Here is a 16,684-nt window from a genome sequence, read left to right on the forward strand (position 1 = left end):
AAGGAAGCACCATGACCGCAACCCGCGACCGCGTCGCGATCGTCACCGGCGCCGCCCGCGGCATCGGCGAATCCGTCGCCGCCCGCCTGGCCGCCGACGGATTCGCCGTCGCCGTACTCGACCTGGACGAGGACGCCTGCAAGCCCGTCGCCGCCCGCATCGAGGCCGCCGGCGGCCGGGCCCTGGCCGTCGGCGCCGACGTCGCCGACGAGCAGTCCGCCGACCGGGCCGTCGCCCGTGTCGCCGCGGAACTCGGCCCGCCCGTCGCCCTGGTCAACAACGCCGGAATCACCCGGGACAACCTGCTGTTCAAGATGCCCGCCGCGGACTGGGACGCGGTCATGAACGTGCACCTGCGCGGCTCCTTTCTGATGAGCCGCGCCGCGCAGCGGCACATGACCGAGGCGGGCTGGGGCCGCATCGTCAACCTGTCGAGCACCTCGGCCCTGGGCAACCGCGGCCAGGCCAACTACTCCGCCGCCAAGGCCGGCCTGCAGGGCTTCACCAAGACCCTCGCGATCGAACTCGGCCGGTTCGGCATCACCGTCAACGCCATCGCCCCCGGCTTCATCGAGACGGAGATGACCGCGGCGACCGCGCGGCGGCTCGGCATCACCTTCGAGGAGCTCAAGGCCCTCGCCGCCAAGGAGATCCCCGTCGGGCGCACCGGCCTGCCCGAGGACATCGCCGCGGCCGCCTCCTTCTTCTGCCGCGACGACGCCTCGTTCGTCTCCGGACAGGTCCTCTACGTCGCCGGCGGCCCCAAGGACTGAAGGAGCCCTCCCATGAAGACCTTCCACAGCCTCGACGACCTGGAGAAGGCCGTCGGGACCCATCTCGGCTACAGCGGGTGGACCACCGTCACCCAGCACCAGATCGACCTGTTCGCCGAGGCCACCGGCGACCGCCAGTGGATCCACACCGACCCCGAAAAGGCCGCCCGAGGCCCGTACGGAGCGACCATCGCCCACGGCTACCTCACCCTGTCGCTCATCCCCGGGTTCCTGGACGAGACCGTTCGGCTCGACGGCCTGTCCATGGCCGTCAACTACGGCAGCGACAAGGTCCGCTACCCCTCGGTGGTGCCCGTCGGCTCGCGCCTGCGCGGCTCCGTCGAACTCGCCGACCTGCAGCGCACGTCCACCGGGGCCCGGGCCGTCTTCGGCGTGACGGTCGAACGCGACGGCGGCGACAAACCCGCCTGCGTCGCCGAAGTCATCTCTCTGCTGGTGGTGTGACCATGACCCAAGAAGGACCCTCCTACGAGACCGTGCGGGTGTGGCGTGACGGAGCGGTGCTGGTCATCGGTCTCAACCGGCCGCACAAGCGCAACGCCTTCGACGCGACGATGCTCCGCGAGCTGTCCCTGGCCTACGCCGAACTGGACGCCGACCCGGCGCTGCGTGCGGGAGTCCTGTACGGGGAAGGCAAGGTGTTCACCGCCGGACTCGACCTGGCCGCGGTCGGCCCCTCGGTGCGGAAGGGCGAGCCCCTCTATCCCGACAACGGCCTCGACCCGTGGCAGGTCAGCGGCAGGCGGTCGTCGAAACCACTGGTGGCGGCCGTCCACGGAAAGTGCCTCACGCTGGGCATCGAACTGATGCTGGCCGCCGACATCGCCATCGCCGACGCCACCGCGACCTTCGCCCAGCTGGAGATCTCCCGCGGCATCTACCCGTTCGGCGGCGCCACCATCCGCTTCCCCCGCGCGGCGGGCTGGGGCAACGCGATGCGCTGGATGCTCACCGCGGAGGAATTCGACGCCTCCGAAGCCCTGCGCATCGGCATCGTCCAAGAGGTCGTGCCCGCGGGCGGCCATCTGGAACGCGCGATCGCCATCGCCCAGGCGATCGCCCGGCAGGCGCCCCTCGGGGTCCAGGCCACACTGCACAACGCCCGTCTCGCGGTGCGCGAGGGAGACGCCGCCGCGGAGGCCGACCTGGTGCCCGCCGTCCAGCGGCTGCTCGCCACCCAGGACGCCCGCATCGGCGTCGAAGCCTTCCTCACCAGGACGCGACCGGAGTTCACCGGCCGCTGATCAGCCGGGGGCGGTCGTCGGCGACCGCGACCGCCCCCGGCCGAGGCGCCGATGGGGAACGCGCGCCCCCACTGTTCACCGTGCCGGGGAGCGGAATCCGGGCGGTGCGGAGCGGGCTACACTCGGTGGACTGGACTACGTCGTCTAACCGTTGACGGCGGGGGCGTCCCCTCGAGGCGCTTGACGAAGAACGGGCGGGAACACAAGGATGACGCAGCGTCAGGAGCTCTCCCACAAGGAACGGCTACTGCGCCACGGGATGATGCTCTTCTACGCTCAGGGCTTCCACGGCACCACCGTGGACGCCATTCTGGAATCCGCCAAGGTGCCCAAGGGGTCGTTCTACCACCATTTCGGCTCCAAGGAGGCGTTCGGACAGGCCGTCCTGGACCGCTACCGCCAGTTCCAGGAAGCGCTCTTGGCCGCCTGGGAGGCCCGCGAAGGGCTGACCACCGGAGAGAAGCTCGGCGGCTACTTCACCGAGATGATCGACATCTTCGTCGGCTCGGACTACCAGAGGGCCTGCCTGGCCGGCAAGTTCTCCACCGAGGTCTCGGCCAGTTCCGCGGGGTTCCGGGAACGGATCGGCCACGACCTGGACGCCTGGCGGGACCGCATCGCCGCCCTGCTCCGCCGCGGCCAGGAGGCGGGCGACGTGCGCGCCGACCGAAGCGCCGACGACCTCGCCAACGCGATCCTGTCCCTCATCCAGGGCGCCTTCGTCATCGCGCTCTCCACCCGGGACGAGACGGCCCTGCGCGGCGTCGCCTCCACCATGGCCATGCTGATCAGCCCGCCGGCCTGCACCTCCACCCCGAACTGACACCGATCGACGGCCGGCCGTTCACCATCGTGCGGCGGTGAGGCGGCAGCAGGTCAGGACTCGCCGTCGTCGCCCGCGGGCCGGCTGTCCGGCCAGGCCGTTTGGAAGAGCAGCAGCGCGTAGTCGTACATCAAGCCGGGACGGCGCGCTACGAGGGTGGGGCAGTTGCGTCCGTGCTCGGCGGGCGAATAGATGGTGATGAAGGCGACCCGGTCGGTGATGACGAGGCGGTGCAGGTTCGGCAGGTCGTAGAACCTGAGGTCGACGGCATGGCGGCTGTGCGCTATCTCGCGGATGTAGGCGGCGTTGACCCGGACCTGCTCGACGAGCAGACCGCGGGAGAAACCGGGGTCGATGCGTCGCATGTCGGCTTCACGCCGTCTCAGCCATGACGAAGCACTCGGCCGGCTGTCCGGTAGCAGGATCTGGACGAACTCGATGCGCCGGCCCACGTCCCGCCAGACGGAGGCGAAGGTGTCGCGCGTCAGTTCATTGCCGCGGCCGGCCAGCACGCGCACCCACCGGGCCTCGGCCAGTTCGAGCTTCATCTGCCGCGCGACCAGGTGCTGCCGAGGGGCGACTCGCCACACGCCGAGCCCGGTGGTCCGGGAGACGAACGTCAGGATCCAGGTCCGGGATCGCTCGGAGCCGATCCAGCTCCCCAACACGGTGAGCGCGGTGGCCAGCAAAGAACTGGCCACACCGAGCACGAAGGCTTCCACTGCCGTCCTTCCACCGCACGCTATTCCTGGTCAACGGGCAGGTACGGCAGCAGCGTGCGGAGGACCAGCGCGGCACGCCGCGCGGCGAGGCGGTGGTGGTCGTGGTTCTTGTTCTCGCTGGCGTCGTCGGAGATTCCCCGGACTATCACCCAGCCGCGCACCGCCGCCTGGCCCGCCTGTTCGTGGAAGGCCTGGGACAGTCCTCCCGCCTCCATGTCGACGGCGAGGGTGTGTTCGTTGAAGTCGGCCAGGTAGCGGATGATGTGCGAGTCCGAGTCGGCGATCACCGCGTCGCCGGAACCGATGGGCCCGGTGTGGACGCGGTAGGGGACTCCCTCGTCGTCGAAGACGGCCGGTTCTCCGTAGTCGGTGAAGTAGGCGTTCAGCGCATGGCCGATCACCGCCGGAGCCTCCGGCGCCTCGCCTCGGTGCCGCGGCCCGGTCGGGGTCTCCCGCCGCTGGTCGTAGTAGATGACCCGGGTGGTCACCACGACGTCACCGATCGCGGCGTCGGGATGGATGCCGCCGCCGATACCGGTCAGGGCGATCACCGACGGCGCGTAGTGGCGTCGAAGGTGGTCGAAGGCGACCACGGTCGACCGCGGCCCCATCGACAGGGTCCGGATGGCGGCGATGTCGATCCTCCGGCCCCACGCGTCCAGGCTTCCCTCCATGAAGGGGAGCCCCTGCCTGGAGACGCGGTGCAGCTGGAGGACGTCGCGGACGGCGCTCGCCTCCTCGCTGAGCACGGTGATGATTCCGACCCCCGCGCGGCGGGCGGCGTCGGCGTCGGCCTCGGCGGACCGGCTCAGGCCGACCGTCGCGCCGGGGCCGATGGCGGACCGGCTGATCTCCGTCCGCCCTCCGTTGGTGATGACACCGGTGTTGATGCTGGGCCTCACAGTGATCTCCTCTCCCCGGTGGGCTTAGGCGTTGCCCGGAATCTCCCGCTGGTCGAGCATCTGCGCTCCGAGGCCGACCGCCGACTGGTTGACCTGGACGGAGCCTTGGCCCATGTTCAGCACGCCCTGGTTGATGATCTGTTGCGCCTGCCGGCGGAAGTTGGAGGTGTCGACCTTGTGCGCGGCGAGGAAGTCCTCGGCGGCCGCCAGCAGCCGCTCCTCGATGATCTTGATGTAGTCGTGGATGATGGGGCGGTCCAGTGCGGCCTCCTCCCATGGCGTCGACTTCTCCTCCCGGATGCTGGTCGCCCCGCACAGCGGGAGAGGCATCCGGTCGGTGCGGGCGCACAGGGCCCCCAAGAGGACCAGGGGAGCCTCCGCCAGCTGCCCCAACCGTGCGACCTCGGCGGGAAGGCGGAGCACTCGGGCCAGCACCGCCCGGAGGGCGGCGGTCGGACTGCTCTGCCCGTGGGCGTCGAGCGCGTGGTAGGCGTCCGGCGTCCGGGTCAGCGCGCAGGCGGCGAAGTCCAGGCTCAGCGTCCTGCCCTTGACCGTCACGCGCAGGAAGATCGTCGCTACCAGCTCGCCTCCGCGGAGCGGAACACTGGCTTCCAGGAAGTGCTGGACGAGGCCGTGGGGGTCGTCGATGATCCGGTTGATGTCCTCCGCGCTCGGATCCTTGTGGAACCATGCGGGGCGATGCGCCATGTCCGCCTCGGCGGCGTAGAGCCGGTCGCGCACGGTCAGGCCGGGCAGCCGAGTGGCCTCCGCTTCGTCGGCGAGCAGTCGCACCGCCGCGGCGAGGCGTCGCACCAGATCATGTGCCGCGAACGGCGGCGTCGCCCACTCGCGCATCTCCAGCGGCTCGCTCTCGTCCCCGTTCTCGCGCAGGAGTTGGACGGTGAGCGGCGGAATCCACCGATGGACGAGCCGGCCCGCGCCCACGAACTGGCTCACATCATCGTCCAAGAACCGTCGTATTCGCACCACGGAGTCCTCCGCCTCCTCGGGAGGGGACACCGGTCTGCGGTAGATCACATAAGGTCGGCGTTGCTGCTCGGCGATCGCCGATATGCGGCGACTGCCGGCCCGTGGTTCCGCCATGGCGCCGTTGTGCACACTGTGCAGCGAGGCCTGGAAGAACGCTGCGCCGATGGCGACGATCACCGCGATCACCGCGACGAGGCAGACCGCCTGCCGCCACAGGTCCGCCGGTGACATGCCGACGAGCCCGGCCGTCAGCGACGGTGTCACCGTCGCGATCGCGCATCCTGCCAGGTAGAGCACTGTCAACCGCTGCCGGTGTCGCAGATCGTGCCCTTCGCTGACCGGCCTGGAGCGCCGCAGCCACACGTCGGCCTTCTCCTTGGCGAGCAGGGTGATCGCGTCTCGGGCGTGCTTGAGCGCCCTCCCGGCCGTGAACCACAGCATCAAGACGGCGATGACGGCGACCAACGCGGCCCGGTGGATCGCGAGCAGCGCCACGAGGACGCCGAGCACGGCCGTGTGCGACACCGTTTCGATCAACCACGCCCGCCAGGCGTGCGTGATGACCGGGATCAACCGGAAGCCGTATGACGGTGGAATCAACCTGGTCGGATCGTTGTGGACGTGGCAGAGCACCGTCCGGCGGAAGGCCCGGTCCAGGTAGACGCCCGTGCACAGGTGACGGGTGGCGGCGTCCTCCTGCCGGGGGTCGCCGTGCTGCAAAGAGCCGTGGTCGCTTCGTGGTCGGGCCATGCGCGTCTCCTGGTCCGGCCTTAAAGGTCAGGTAGACCTTAAGTCGCCTTGCGACTTTAGGTCAAGTGGACTTTTATTTGGATCATGAGTAACGAGGACGCCGGGTGGGAGCCCCCGCTCGTCACCGTGACCGTGGATCTGGTGATCTTCACCGTCCGAGACGGTGGCCTTCACGTGCTCCTGGTCGACCGCGGGATCGAGCCCTACCTCGGCTACCCGGCCCTCCCGGGCGGGTACATCGACGAGGGCGAGACCCTGGAAGAGGCAGCGGTCCGGGAACTCCGCGAAGAGACCGGCCTGGACGCGCGCGACCTCCATCTGGAGCAGCTGCGCGCCTACAGCGACCCGCGACGCGATCCGCGAGGCAGGGTCATCACCGTCGCATACCTTGCGCTGGGCCCGGACCTTCCCGTCCCCGTCGGAGGCACGGACGCCGCAGCGGCCTACTGGGCACCGGTGTCGGAGGTGCTCGCCCGCCGACTGGCCTTCGACCACGAGGCGATCCTCCGTGACGGTCTCGAACGTGCACGCTCCCGACTGGAGCACACCACTGTCGCCGCGGCCTTCTGCACCGAGCCGTTCACCATCAGCGACCTGCGCCATATCTACGAGGCGGTCTGGGGCTTCGAACTCGACCCGAGCAACTTCCGCAGAAAGGTCACCCGCGCTGACGGCTTCCTTGAGCCGACCGGGCAGCGCTACGTGCCGCAGACGGGCCGACCCGCACTCCTGTACCGACGCGGCAAGGCGACCACCCTCACCCCGCCCCTGCTGCGTACCGGCCAAACCTCAAGATCCAAGGAAAACGAGGCCGGCGAGGCGCCGGACGAAAGGACCCCTTGCACAGAGAACCGCAAGTCTTGACCCTGCAAACGACCACACCATCTGACGAGGAGATACGCGCCGGCCGGCCGAGCTCCACGGCGGCGTGGGGATGCCCACGACCACCTGCGCCGATGGCTTCGCGGCAGGAACATCACCCCCGCGCCCGGCCCGCAAGGCGGCGATCCCTCTCAGCGGATCGGCCGCCACCGCTAGACGGTCGAGCGCACCATCGCCCGGCGCACCGCATCCGCCGCCTGCACCGACGCTACGAACGCAAAGCCCAGCACCTCCCGGCCTTCGTCGGCGTCGCCGCCGCCCTCATCTGCTACCGCCGCGTTGCTCAACGAGATCGCCTCTTAAGACCCTCCGAAGGCTGCCGGCGAACGGCCGCGAAGGACTCAACAAGCCGCGGATCGCACTTCTGCGTCGCCTCTGGAATCGGTGCTGAGCGGTTTGACAGCGGCGCTCGCAGTGAACAGGGTCGGCTTGCAGGAGGCAGGCAAGTGGAGAGGCGCCGCGTGCCGGTCCACTGTCCGATGGTCCGCTTTTCAGGTCGTCATCTGGCCTATGCCGGAACTGGTCCGGCGGGTGGCCGTTCTAGGTGTGCGCGGTGGGAAGCTGCCGCCATACGGGTGTCACTGGGCGGCCAGCCATTCCTCTACGCCGCGTTGGTCGATGCCGTGGCGACGGAGGACCTGCGCGCCGGCCCCATGGCGTTCGGCGAGGACTCCGAGCAGGATGTGCTCCGTTCCGACATGGTCGTGGCCGAGCCGTCGTGCCTCCTGCGCACTCAGCGCGATGGCCCCCTTGGCTCGCGGGGTGTAGGGGAATCCCCCCGACAGTTTTCGGACCGCGGCCCGAAGACCTCGCTCATCGCCGCACGCAACCGTTCCGGCGTGGTCGTCTCGGCGATGGCCTTCGCTGCCAGGCCCTGCGGCTGGCTCAGCAGGGCGAGAACGGTGAGCTCGGTGCCCATGTAGTCGTGCCCGGCGGCGCGCGCCTCGTCCCGGCAGGCTCTATTGGTCGCCCGTGCGTGGGGAGTTCACCGATCGTCGACCCCCGCGAGTGCGGCGACGTCCCCGGGCCTGGCGGCGAAGCGCTTCTGGGCGGCCTGTCTGGTCACTCCCATTGACCTGCCGATCTCGGCCCAGGCCGCCCCCGCGTCGCGCACCGCCTGCACGAAATGCCCGAGGAGCCGGTCGGAAAGGTCGTCGAGCAGCTCGGACACGGCCAGCGCGTCGGAAAGGTGCCGGAGCGCGTCGCCGTCCGGGTGAGACGCGGTCACGCGTTCGATCAGGTCACCGACTCGCACTGGTTCTTCCGTAGAGAGTCAGCCCAACGTGAAGAATGACAGGTATGAGGCGACGTGACCGCGGGTCGGCTCGCCGTCCCGCAACGCGATATCGAGATTCCGCGTCACGGCATCCACGATCGGTTCCCTCGGCGGGAGGGGCCGCTGAATGTGCGGAAATGGCGAACACCGACGGGCTACTGGCCACGGTCGGGTCGCGGCTGCGCGCGATCCGCAAGCGACGCGGGGCGACCCTTGCCGAGGTGGCGGCTCAGACGGGCGTCTCGGTGTCCACGTTGTCGCGGCTGGAGGCCGGTCGCCGCCGTCCCACGCTGGATCTGCTGCTGCCGCTGGCGCAGGCGTACAGGGTGCAGATCGATGAGCTGATCGGCGCGCCGCCGACCGGTGATCCGCGCATCCATCTGCGTCCGGTGCGGCACAGGGGCATGACGTTCATCCCGTTGTCCCGCCATACCGGGGGTGTGCAGGCGCACAAGGTGATCATTCCGCCGCGGCGCCGCCGGCCCGAACAGAAGACCCACGAGGGTTACGAGTGGATGTACGTACTCAGCGGTCGTCTCCGGCTGCTCCTGGGTGACCAGGAGCTGGTGCTGACCGAGGGGGAGGCGGCCGAGTTCGACACCCGTGTGCCGCACTGGTTCGACAGCGCCGATCCCACCCCGGTCGAGGTGCTCATCCTGTACGGCCACCAGGGCGAACGCGTCCACCTCCGCGCGCGCTCCGTGCCGCGATGAGGGGTCGGGCGACCTCGGCGCGCGCCATCGTCCGACAACAGCGGTGTCGTTCTTCGTGGGGCTGGTAGCGCTGATTCCTGAGACGTTCGTGGACGCCGCCTTTCCCTTGGCCAGGTGCGCTGCTGACGGCTGACGTGATGGGCACCAGCGTGCCGGGGGCCGTCCAGCCGTGCTCACCGGCGTTGATCATGCCGTTATGCGCGGTGTCGGTCGGACCCTCGCGAACACCGACCCTGCGGAGTGCGGCCGGCAGCCCGGGGCGGGCGGCGGCGCCCCTGGTGTGCTGCGGTCATCCCCATTCGTCGAACACGGGCAGATCGCCCCAAGCCAGGTCGAGCCGGTGGCCGGTCGCCCACACCACCGAACCGATTCCGGCGGCGTCGAGGTCGCGCTCCGTGCTGGTGGCCAGGCGGGGACAGTCGTCGGGCGCCGCTTCGATCGACTCCGGCCAGCCGAACGGACGCGTGTCTTCCCGGGTGAGCTGCCGCAGATCGATGCGTGGCAGCCGCTTCGGCCGGACAGGATCGGGTTGGGGGACGAACCGTTCGGCCGGCGAGCAGATGCTTCATCTCCGCCCGCCTCCGGGACGTGCCGGTCCACGTTGAGCAGCCACCAGCCGAGGTCGCGGCCCCGGTAACGGCGGGGAGCCTCGCGGCGTGTCCGATGCGGCTCCCCGCCTGCCATTGCGTGTTCCGTGCCGTCGTGGCGGTCAGCGGGCCGTGCGTCGTACCGCGCGCAGGACGGTGTCGGTGAGCGTGATCCGCTGTCCGTCCGGGGCGGTGGCCGGGCGCTCCGGGGCCGCGGTGGTGACGTCCCACTCGACCGGGTCCAGCACGCCGGCGATCTCTTCAGCGGTGAACATCAGGTGGGGAAGGCGCGGGCGTCGTAGCGCCGGGATCTCCAGGTCGGCCGGGTGGTGACCGACGATGAGCAGCGTCCCGCCCGGGCGGACGGCCGCGGCCAGGCGGCGGATCAGTGCCTCGCGGTCGGGCCGGGGCAGGTGCAGGTACTGCGCCGACACCAGGTCGAACTGCGCCGGTGCGGGTTCCCAAGCCGTGATGTCGGCCCGCCGCCACGTGACGTCCACGCCGGCCTCGTCCGCGTGCCGTGCGGCCGTGTCCAGCGCGGCCTGCGCGACGTCGACCCCGGTGACCTGCCAGCCGCGCGAGGCGAGCCAGACCGAGTCGGCGCCCTCACCGCAGCCGACGTCCAGTGCCGTACCGGGCGGAAGGCCGGTGGCGGTGGCGACCAGCTGCGGATTGGGGTTGCCGCTCCAGACCCGTCCCCCCGACCCGTACCGCTCCTCCCAGTGGTCCCGCGACAGCACGCGGAGGGTGAGCTCGGTGTCCTCGGCGATGAGGTCGGCGTTGATCGCGGCCGCCGCCGACGCCCCGCCGGCGGCCGAGCCCATCACCGACGCCATGACGTCGGTGACGTTGCCGGCGACCCATACGCCGGGCACCTCCGTCCGCCCCGTCGGGTCGGCGGCGATCGACTCGCCGACGCCCATCGGGTGTGCGGTCGGTTCGATACCGAGGTCCTTGAGCACCGCCGAGCTGGCCACCAGCCGCGGTGCGACGGTCACCGCCGAACAGGCCACGACCGTCCCGTCGGCCAGCCGCACGCCGGTGATCCGGTCGTCGGCCACCTCCAGCGACTCCACGGACCCGGTGACCACGGGGACGCCCCAGGCGCTCAGCTGGGCCGCCTGCTGTTCGGTGAGCGCCGGCGCGGTGTGCTGGAAGAAGGTCACTTCCGGTGTCAGCTGCCGGAACAGCAGCGCTTGGCGCACGGCTGACTCGGTGTGGGTGGCGAGGACGCCGACGGTCCGGTCGCGCAACTCCCATCCGTGACAGTGCGGGCAGTGCACCACGTCGCGGCCCCAGCGCTCCGCCACCCCGGGGACGTCGGGCAACTCGTCGGCGAGGCCGGTGGTCACCAGCAACCGCCGCGCCGTGATCGTCTGACCGTCGTCGAGGGTCACCTCGAACCCGCGGTCGGTCCGGCGCGCCGCGACGCCCGTGGCGTGCAGCACGAGCCCCCCGTAGTGCTCGACCTCCGCACGCCCGATCTCGACGAGCTCGACCGGACTGATCCCTTCGCGGGAGAGGAATCCGTGCACGGCGTCGGCGGGCGCGTTGCGCGGGGCCCCCGCGTCGACCACGACCACCGAACGCCGGGACCGGCACAGTGACACGGCCCCGCTCAGCCCCGCGGCACCGCCGCCGAGCACTGCGACATCGAAGTTCTGCGTCATGGGGACCACGATCGGTCCCCTGCCCGGGGAGAGGCCACAAAACTTGCTGAAACCGCAAACGCGGACGCCCGTCCACAGACGGGCCCGCGCATCCACCAAGATCCGGCGCCCTTGCGGGACCTCGTCCGCGCACGCCCGGCACGGTGAACACGCCCAGTCCAAAAGGGGCGCCCTGGCGGTAGAAGCGGCACCCGGGCGATCGCCCCGCCTGGGCCGAGCAGTATGGCGCCGGCTTCGAGCACGCCGAGCGGGAGCGCGGCCAGAACGGTTACGGCCGCCCGGTGTGCATTCGTCGGGGCGACCGGCTTCGACCAAGCCGCTCCGGTCGGCGGCATGCCGTCGATCAGCGGGCAAGAACCCGGAGACCGGCGAAGACGTCCTGCCAGTACGGGGGGCAGGCTTCTTCAGCCGGTATGCCCCTCCCACCGGTTTCGCCGACCGAAAGCCGCACCACAGCGGTCGTCCATTCGTGCCATGTCGCGGTGCATCCGGTGGGTCAGCAGGTCAAGCTCATGCGGGTCTCCTGTGCGCATGTGATCCCTGTTCTGCTGCAGACGCGGTCGTACACGACGGCGCGGTCACGTTCAGCGGAGCGGTGTATGAGTCGGCCTCCGTGTGATCTGTATTTGCAGGTCAAGTAGTGGTCGCTTGTCGGTCGGTCTCGTCCCCGGAAGGGGCGCCGCTCATCACTCGCAGCCAGGCTTCGGCCAGGAGCTGTAGCGGCGGCCCTCGGTCCATGTCGATCTGCTCCATCCGCACTGCGCCCACGGGGCGTGTGATCACGGTGCGGCCCTCAAGGCGCCCCCGGCTCCGCCGGGGAACGCGGTGAGGACCGGTGGATCGTCCCGGGCCCGGTGCGGGGGCGCGGCCGCGTCAGAATGCCTGGCCTCCAGCGGGTCCATCACGCGGGCCTGCTGGGCGGCGACCTCCTCGGTTGCGGACTGGTCGAAGGTCGTGCGCACCGGTGTCGCAACCCGCGGGCTGGGCCGACTCGGCTCAATACGCCCTGTTCGCCCCGCCCCTTCTCCGCCGCCGTGGCGCCCGCCCCGTCGGCTGACCAGGGAGGGGAATGGTGTGCTTCTGATCACGGTGCGGACGTTCGATGTGAACATTTGTGGTCGGGGGAGGCGTGCCGTGGGGTGCCGTGTGAACCGTCGGCGTACGGGGAGAGGGCACCGGGTTGACTGACGGACCGATGGCCGACCCGGGCGCCGGTGTGGGATCGCCCTCGGGGTACAGCTCGGACTGCAGGAGCTGCCGGCGGGAGGTGATCTGAAGCTTCTGGAAGATCTTCGACAGGTGGTACCGGACGGTGCTGGGGCTGATGGACAGCCGCAGGGCGATCTCGGGATTGGTCAGCCCCTGGCTGGCGAGCTGCGCGATCCGCAGCTCCTGCGGCGTGAGCGTTTCCGCGGTGCCCTGGACCTTCTTGGCGTCGGGGTCCCGGTCGTACCCGGCGGCCCGCAGTTCGGCGGCCGCCTGCTCGAGCCACGGCACGGCGCGCAGCGAGGTGAACGTCTCCACCGCGGTGTGCAGGTGACGGCGCGCGTCCCGGATCCGCCGTTCCCGACGCAGCAGCTTGCCGAGCTGCAGTTCCGTCCTGGCCCGCTCGAAAGGGCAGTCCTTCAGGTGCTGGATCGACTCGTTGAGCAGGAGCTCGGCTTCTTCCGCTCCGGGGGCCAGCAGTGCGCGCGCCCGCAGCAGCGGTCCGAGCAGGTACGGCGTGGTGGCGTCGAGCCGCCAGCGTTCGGCGGCCTGCAGCGCCGCCTTCGCCTCGGCGAACTGGTTCGCCATGACGTGGCACTCGACGAGGTCGGGTATGGCCATGAACGCGATCATGAAGTGGTGGGCGCTGTCGTGCGGCGCGGTTATCCGCGAGTAGTGCAGGATCGCCGAGTAAGGGTCGCCCGAGCTCAGCGCCGACCGGCCCAGCGCCCAGTGAGCGAGCGCGAGCGTGGCGTGGTCCCTGCCGGACGCCGAACCCTGCAGCGCCTGCGTTGCCAGCTTGCGGCAGTGTGCGGTGTCACCCCGCGTGCCCGCCAGCATCGCCAACAACGCCTGCAGCTTGGCCTGCATGCCCTCCTGGCCGGTCTGCTCGGCCAGAAGCAGCATCTCGTCGCCCAGGGCTACCGCTTCGTCCCACCGGCCGACCATGTGCTGCAGCGCGATCAGGGAAGTGGCGGCCATCGGGAGCGCGCCGGTCGCCCCCTGCGCCCGCAGCACCTCCAGGACTTGGGCGTAGGCCTCTTGCGCGGCACCGCTCATGACCGGCACGTAGGGCAGTGCCGACGGCCAGACCGTGGGCTCACCCTCTGACAGCAGCCGCAGCGCCCCCTCCGCCGACGCGTCCAAATCGCCGGACCTGCGCAGGTCCAAAGCGGCCAGTCGGCGCATCGCGGTGCCGAACAGCCTGGCGGGATGGTCGGGCTTCAGGCCCAGCTCGACCAGCCGGCGGCCGATCTCGCCGAGCTTCGCCAGGTCGCCGCAGGCCAGCGTGGTCCGGGCCGCCATCACCAGCAGATGGGCGGCCAGCTCCGGGGCCACGAGGGCCGCGTGCCGCGCGCTGTCGAGCAGGATGCGGTGTGCCGCGATCGGGGTGACCCTGGTGTGTGCGATGCTGCCCCGCAGCAGCCCTGCGGCCGCCAGCAGATGCGGGTCATCATCGGAATGATCGATCTGCTGCTCCAGCTCTCGGGCGCGCAAGGGAAGACCGGCCTGCCAGGCGCAGGTCGCCGCTGTGATGAGCAGCCGTGCCCGCACCGCCGGGCCGCTGCTCAGCGCCGCGGCACGTTCCAGCAAACGCAATGCCGACATCATGCCGTTGACCTTGCGGGCCTGTCCCGCGCTCGCACTGATCTTCTGGGCGACGTCCTCGTCCGGTTCGTGGGTTGCGGCGGCGAGATGGTGTGCCTGCCGGCAGACGTTGTTGCCCGTCGCCTTCGCCAGCGCGTGATGGACGAGCTTGCGTTCGGCGAGCGTGGAGTTGCGGTACACGATGGTGCGCAGGAACGGCGGTTGGAAGACCAGTTCGTCGCCGACCACCGAGACCAGACCGGACCGTTCCAGAACAGAGAGTTCGGCTGTGTCGAGATCAAGCGACGAGGCGGCCGACAACACGGTGTACAGATCGGAGCAGTCGTTGGCCGCCGCGGTCAGCAGCATGGTCTGCGCGGCCCGCGGCAGCTCGGCGACCAGCGCGCCGAACCAGGTGCGCAACCGTGGACTGCACGGCAGCTCCTCGGGCGGGTCCACCGCGCCGCTTGCCACGGCCTGGGGCAGTGCGGCGACGAGTTCGGTGACGACGAGCGGATTGCCGGCGGACTCGCGGACGAGCCGGTCGACCAGGCGCTCGGTGACGTCCTCCACGGTTCGGGTGACCAGCAGGCGGATGTCGGCGGGCGGCAGAGGTTCCAGGCGGACCTCCGGCAGCCCGCCCAGCCGCCGCTGCGTCACATCGTGGTCGCGCGCGGCGACCAGCATCGCCACCGGAATGTTCTGCAGCCGCCGCGCCACGAACGCGAGGATGTTCAGCGACGCTTCGTCCATCCGATGGGCGTCGTCCACCACCAGCAGCAACGGCGCCCGCTGTGCTGCCGAGTCCAGCAGTGCCAGTGCCGCGCAGGGGACCGACAGCCCGTCGGCAGGCGAGCCGGAGAGGCCGAAGACGCCTTTCAGCGCCGAGACCTGAGGGCTCGGCAGGCCCTCCAGATGCGCCTGGAGGGGATGCAGGAGCTGGTGCAACCCCGCGAACGGGACGGCCGTTTCGGATGAGGTTCCGAAACACCGCAGTACGGTGAACGCCGATGGGGCCCGTTTGGTCACCTCCTCCAGAAAAAGGGTCTTCCCGATGCCCGGCCCACCGGTCACGATGGCGCTGCCCCCGTTACCCCGTGCTGCGGCGCTCATGAGCCGGTCGATCGCGGCGAGTTCGCGGTTGCGTCCCACCAGCCGGGGCGGGAGGGGAGGATCGCCCGCAGGCGCCTCCAACGTCATCACCGTGCTCCGGCCATCGGAATGTCGACCGCTCGTCCGGTCCGGAAGGTCGTCTTCTCTCACCTGTGCCACGCTTCTCATTCGCTTGGCCTTGGACATGGAGGCGATCAGCTTTCGCTGATCAGAAAGGAAAAACCTGTGTCCATTACCTTGGCGCCTGATGGACTACGGGGTGGGCACTGGGGCACATCACAAGCAGGCGTCAAAGAGTGTTTGGTTAGATCTATACTTGCCTGTCATCTTGGAAGTCAAACCCGACGCCAAGAGCAAGGCGGACGCCGGTGTGGCGACATCGTCAATGTACGCTGAGCAGTCAGATCGATGCAACGTGTTATAACCCATGCTTGATCGTGCATATTTTTGGCGTGCCCCCCATTGTTCATGGTATGATGGAAGGTTTCATCTGCAAGTAGATCGTCTGGGGAATATGGTCAGGTCAGGTGTCGGAAGCCGTACAACGGCCGTCTGCATGGACACCTGCTCTTCGGTGACGATGACCTTCAGACTTTCGTTCCCGTTCAGGCGGAGTGGCCGGTGTTGGACAGCATGCTGATGCCGATCCAGCGGATTTAGCGGAGAGTCATTGGCTTTTTACTGCGTCGGACCGCAGTGAAGGCAGTGATGATGCTCACTCGGCCGGATATGGTCGTGTGATTTGTTGCAGTCACAACAGAACCGATTTTCGGATTCACCGATTACGGGTTTTCGGACACCTTTGTTGCCCGCTGTCAGACGTCGAGGCGGCTGGTGGCCGGCCCAGTGTCAGGGCGCAACCCCGCTGGTGGAGATTTCGGTGGGGCCGGTGTCCGCCTCTGAACGGCGAGGCGCATCGCCCAGTGCCACCCGCTCGCCATCGGAAGGGAAGCCGGATGTCCTCGCCCGAGGACGAGGCCGCCGGCTTCACACGCCAGACATGAACGGCAAGCGGCCTCGACCTCACGAGCGACTCGCCCGGGGAACCCCTGGGCCCGGAAGGGAGTCGGCCTGCGCCGATATCGGCAAGTTCGAACCGGCTGTGCATCTGGAGGGGGAGTACGGCCTCATCTGCTCCGACGCCAACGCGGCCGCCGCGGTTGCGCTACCTCCAGCGACCACCCGGAGCTTTGCAGGAGAGCGTTGCGATACCTCCAGGGTGATGATGCGGCCCGGCATCGGTCGGCTAGAGCGTGTCGTCAATATGTCATAGCCGCATCAGCAGGGCGGCCAACGTGACGGCGGCCTGGAAGGAACCGGGCGGTCTTGCAGTAGCGGGTGGCGATGCCGCGCCACTGCTTGAGCCGGTTGAAACAGCGCTCGACGACGTTGCGCCGCCGATAGATGCGCAGGCCGAAGACGGGC

General features: G+C 69.6%; 15 protein-coding genes and 1 pseudogene. 6 read left to right on the top strand and 10 right to left on the bottom strand.

The genetic code is table 11. From position 1 onward, the window contains the following. The first annotated feature begins 11 nt into the window (after positions 1-11). The 4 genes from fabG (at position 12) to ABD879_RS20730 (ending at position 2,861) form a co-directional block, all read left to right on the top strand. Positions 12-773 carry a 3-oxoacyl-ACP reductase FabG gene (gene fabG, locus ABD879_RS20715; protein WP_345023156.1) on the top strand — a complete coding sequence of 254 codons (762 nt, stop codon included), beginning with the start codon at positions 12-14 and terminating at the stop codon, positions 771-773. A 12-nt stretch (positions 774-785) separates the two neighbouring features. Further along, entirely contained in the window at positions 786-1,238 is a 453-nt protein-coding gene (locus ABD879_RS20720; RefSeq protein ID WP_345023157.1) for a MaoC family dehydratase, read from the top strand. A 2-nt stretch (positions 1,239-1,240) separates the two neighbouring features. Further along, on the top strand, positions 1,241-2,038 hold the full coding sequence (locus tag ABD879_RS20725; protein ID WP_345023158.1) for a crotonase/enoyl-CoA hydratase family protein: 798 nt from the start codon (positions 1,241-1,243) through the stop codon (positions 2,036-2,038). Between the two features lie 208 nt (positions 2,039-2,246). Then, positions 2,247-2,861, top strand: a complete 615-nt coding sequence (locus ABD879_RS20730) for a TetR/AcrR family transcriptional regulator (protein ID WP_345023159.1) — start codon at positions 2,247-2,249, stop codon at positions 2,859-2,861. A 53-nt stretch (positions 2,862-2,914) separates the two neighbouring features. Here ABD879_RS20730 and ABD879_RS20735 read toward each other — a convergent pair whose 3' ends face one another. Genes ABD879_RS20735 through ABD879_RS20745 form a run of 3 tightly spaced genes read right to left on the bottom strand, consistent with a single transcriptional unit; the run spans position 2,915 to position 6,225 of the window. Beyond that, positions 2,915-3,583: a hypothetical protein gene (locus tag ABD879_RS20735; RefSeq protein ID WP_345023160.1), complete on the bottom strand. Its 669-nt coding sequence runs from the start codon at positions 3,581-3,583 to the stop codon at positions 2,915-2,917. 20 nt (positions 3,584-3,603) lie between these two features. After that, the gene (locus ABD879_RS20740) at positions 3,604-4,485 is read right to left on the bottom strand and encodes a 5'-methylthioadenosine/S-adenosylhomocysteine nucleosidase family protein (protein WP_345023161.1); all 882 of its coding nucleotides are present in this window, start codon (positions 4,483-4,485) and stop codon (positions 3,604-3,606) included. 24 nt (positions 4,486-4,509) lie between these two features. Beyond that, positions 4,510-6,225: a hypothetical protein gene (locus tag ABD879_RS20745; protein ID WP_345023162.1), complete on the bottom strand. Its 1,716-nt coding sequence runs from the start codon at positions 6,223-6,225 to the stop codon at positions 4,510-4,512. Positions 6,226-6,309: 84 nt separating this feature from the next. Between ABD879_RS20745 and ABD879_RS20750 the strand changes: the two genes are divergently transcribed. Beyond that, entirely contained in the window at positions 6,310-7,089 is a 780-nt protein-coding gene (locus tag ABD879_RS20750) for an NUDIX hydrolase (protein WP_345023163.1), read from the top strand. A 170-nt stretch (positions 7,090-7,259) separates the two neighbouring features. On the opposite strand, the gene ABD879_RS20755 is transcribed toward ABD879_RS20750, so the two are convergent. From ABD879_RS20755 to ABD879_RS20760, 4 genes and pseudogenes are all read right to left on the bottom strand, one after another. Further along, positions 7,260-7,394, bottom strand: coding sequence for a hypothetical protein (locus ABD879_RS20755; RefSeq protein ID WP_345023164.1), 135 nt, complete (start codon positions 7,392-7,394; stop codon positions 7,260-7,262). 291 nt (positions 7,395-7,685) lie between these two features. Next, positions 7,686-7,892, bottom strand: coding sequence for a Clp protease N-terminal domain-containing protein (locus ABD879_RS32985; RefSeq protein WP_425549645.1), 207 nt, complete (start codon positions 7,890-7,892; stop codon positions 7,686-7,688). Then, positions 7,841-8,077 (bottom strand): annotated as a pseudogene (locus tag ABD879_RS32990) (Clp protease N-terminal domain-containing protein); the annotation flags it as partial. The pseudogene ABD879_RS32990 and the gene ABD879_RS32985, both read right to left, overlap by 52 nt. Before the next feature lie 15 nt (positions 8,078-8,092). Beyond that, complete coding sequence (locus tag ABD879_RS20760) at positions 8,093-8,335, bottom strand: hypothetical protein (protein WP_345023165.1); 243 nt, start codon at positions 8,333-8,335, stop codon at positions 8,093-8,095. A gap of 185 nt (positions 8,336-8,520) precedes the next feature. Here ABD879_RS20760 and ABD879_RS20765 point away from each other — a divergent pair, with 185 nt between their 5' ends. After that, positions 8,521-9,096: a helix-turn-helix domain-containing protein gene (locus tag ABD879_RS20765; protein ID WP_345023167.1), complete on the top strand. Its 576-nt coding sequence runs from the start codon at positions 8,521-8,523 to the stop codon at positions 9,094-9,096. A 709-nt stretch (positions 9,097-9,805) separates the two neighbouring features. Here the strand turns inward: ABD879_RS20765 and ABD879_RS20770 are convergent. The 3 genes from ABD879_RS20770 to ABD879_RS20780 form a co-directional block, all read right to left on the bottom strand. Next, a complete protein-coding gene (locus tag ABD879_RS20770; RefSeq protein WP_345023168.1) occupies positions 9,806-11,353 on the bottom strand; it encodes a methyltransferase domain-containing protein in 1,548 nt (515 codons plus the stop codon). A 779-nt stretch (positions 11,354-12,132) separates the two neighbouring features. Beyond that, a complete protein-coding gene (locus tag ABD879_RS20775) occupies positions 12,133-12,315 on the bottom strand; it encodes a hypothetical protein (protein ID WP_345023169.1) in 183 nt (60 codons plus the stop codon). A 34-nt stretch (positions 12,316-12,349) separates the two neighbouring features. Next, complete coding sequence (locus ABD879_RS20780; RefSeq protein ID WP_345023170.1) at positions 12,350-15,445, bottom strand: AAA family ATPase; 3,096 nt, start codon at positions 15,443-15,445, stop codon at positions 12,350-12,352. Positions 15,446-16,684: the final 1,239 nt, after the last annotated feature.

Source organism: Actinomadura keratinilytica, assembly GCF_039539665.1.
Lineage (GTDB): Bacteria > Actinomycetota > Actinomycetes > Streptosporangiales > Streptosporangiaceae > Spirillospora > Spirillospora keratinilytica.

Excerpts from the sequence above, each read along its gene's own strand:
- ABD879_RS20780 (WP_345023170.1), bottom strand. The coding sequence starts at position 15,445 with ATGTCCAAGGCCAAGCGAATGAGAAGCGTGGCACAGGTGAGAGAAGAC.
- ABD879_RS20725 (WP_345023158.1), top strand. The coding sequence starts at position 1,241 with ATGACCCAAGAAGGACCCTCCTACGAGACCGTGCGGGTGTGGCGTGAC.
- ABD879_RS20745 (WP_345023162.1), bottom strand. The coding sequence starts at position 6,225 with ATGGCCCGACCACGAAGCGACCACGGCTCTTTGCAGCACGGCGACCCC.
- ABD879_RS20750 (WP_345023163.1), top strand. The coding sequence starts at position 6,310 with ATGAGTAACGAGGACGCCGGGTGGGAGCCCCCGCTCGTCACCGTGACC.
- ABD879_RS20720 (WP_345023157.1), top strand. The coding sequence starts at position 786 with ATGAAGACCTTCCACAGCCTCGACGACCTGGAGAAGGCCGTCGGGACC.
- fabG (WP_345023156.1), top strand. The coding sequence starts at position 12 with ATGACCGCAACCCGCGACCGCGTCGCGATCGTCACCGGCGCCGCCCGC.
- ABD879_RS20770 (WP_345023168.1), bottom strand. The coding sequence starts at position 11,353 with ATGACGCAGAACTTCGATGTCGCAGTGCTCGGCGGCGGTGCCGCGGGG.
- ABD879_RS20765 (WP_345023167.1), top strand. The coding sequence starts at position 8,521 with ATGGCGAACACCGACGGGCTACTGGCCACGGTCGGGTCGCGGCTGCGC.
- ABD879_RS20730 (WP_345023159.1), top strand. The coding sequence starts at position 2,247 with ATGACGCAGCGTCAGGAGCTCTCCCACAAGGAACGGCTACTGCGCCAC.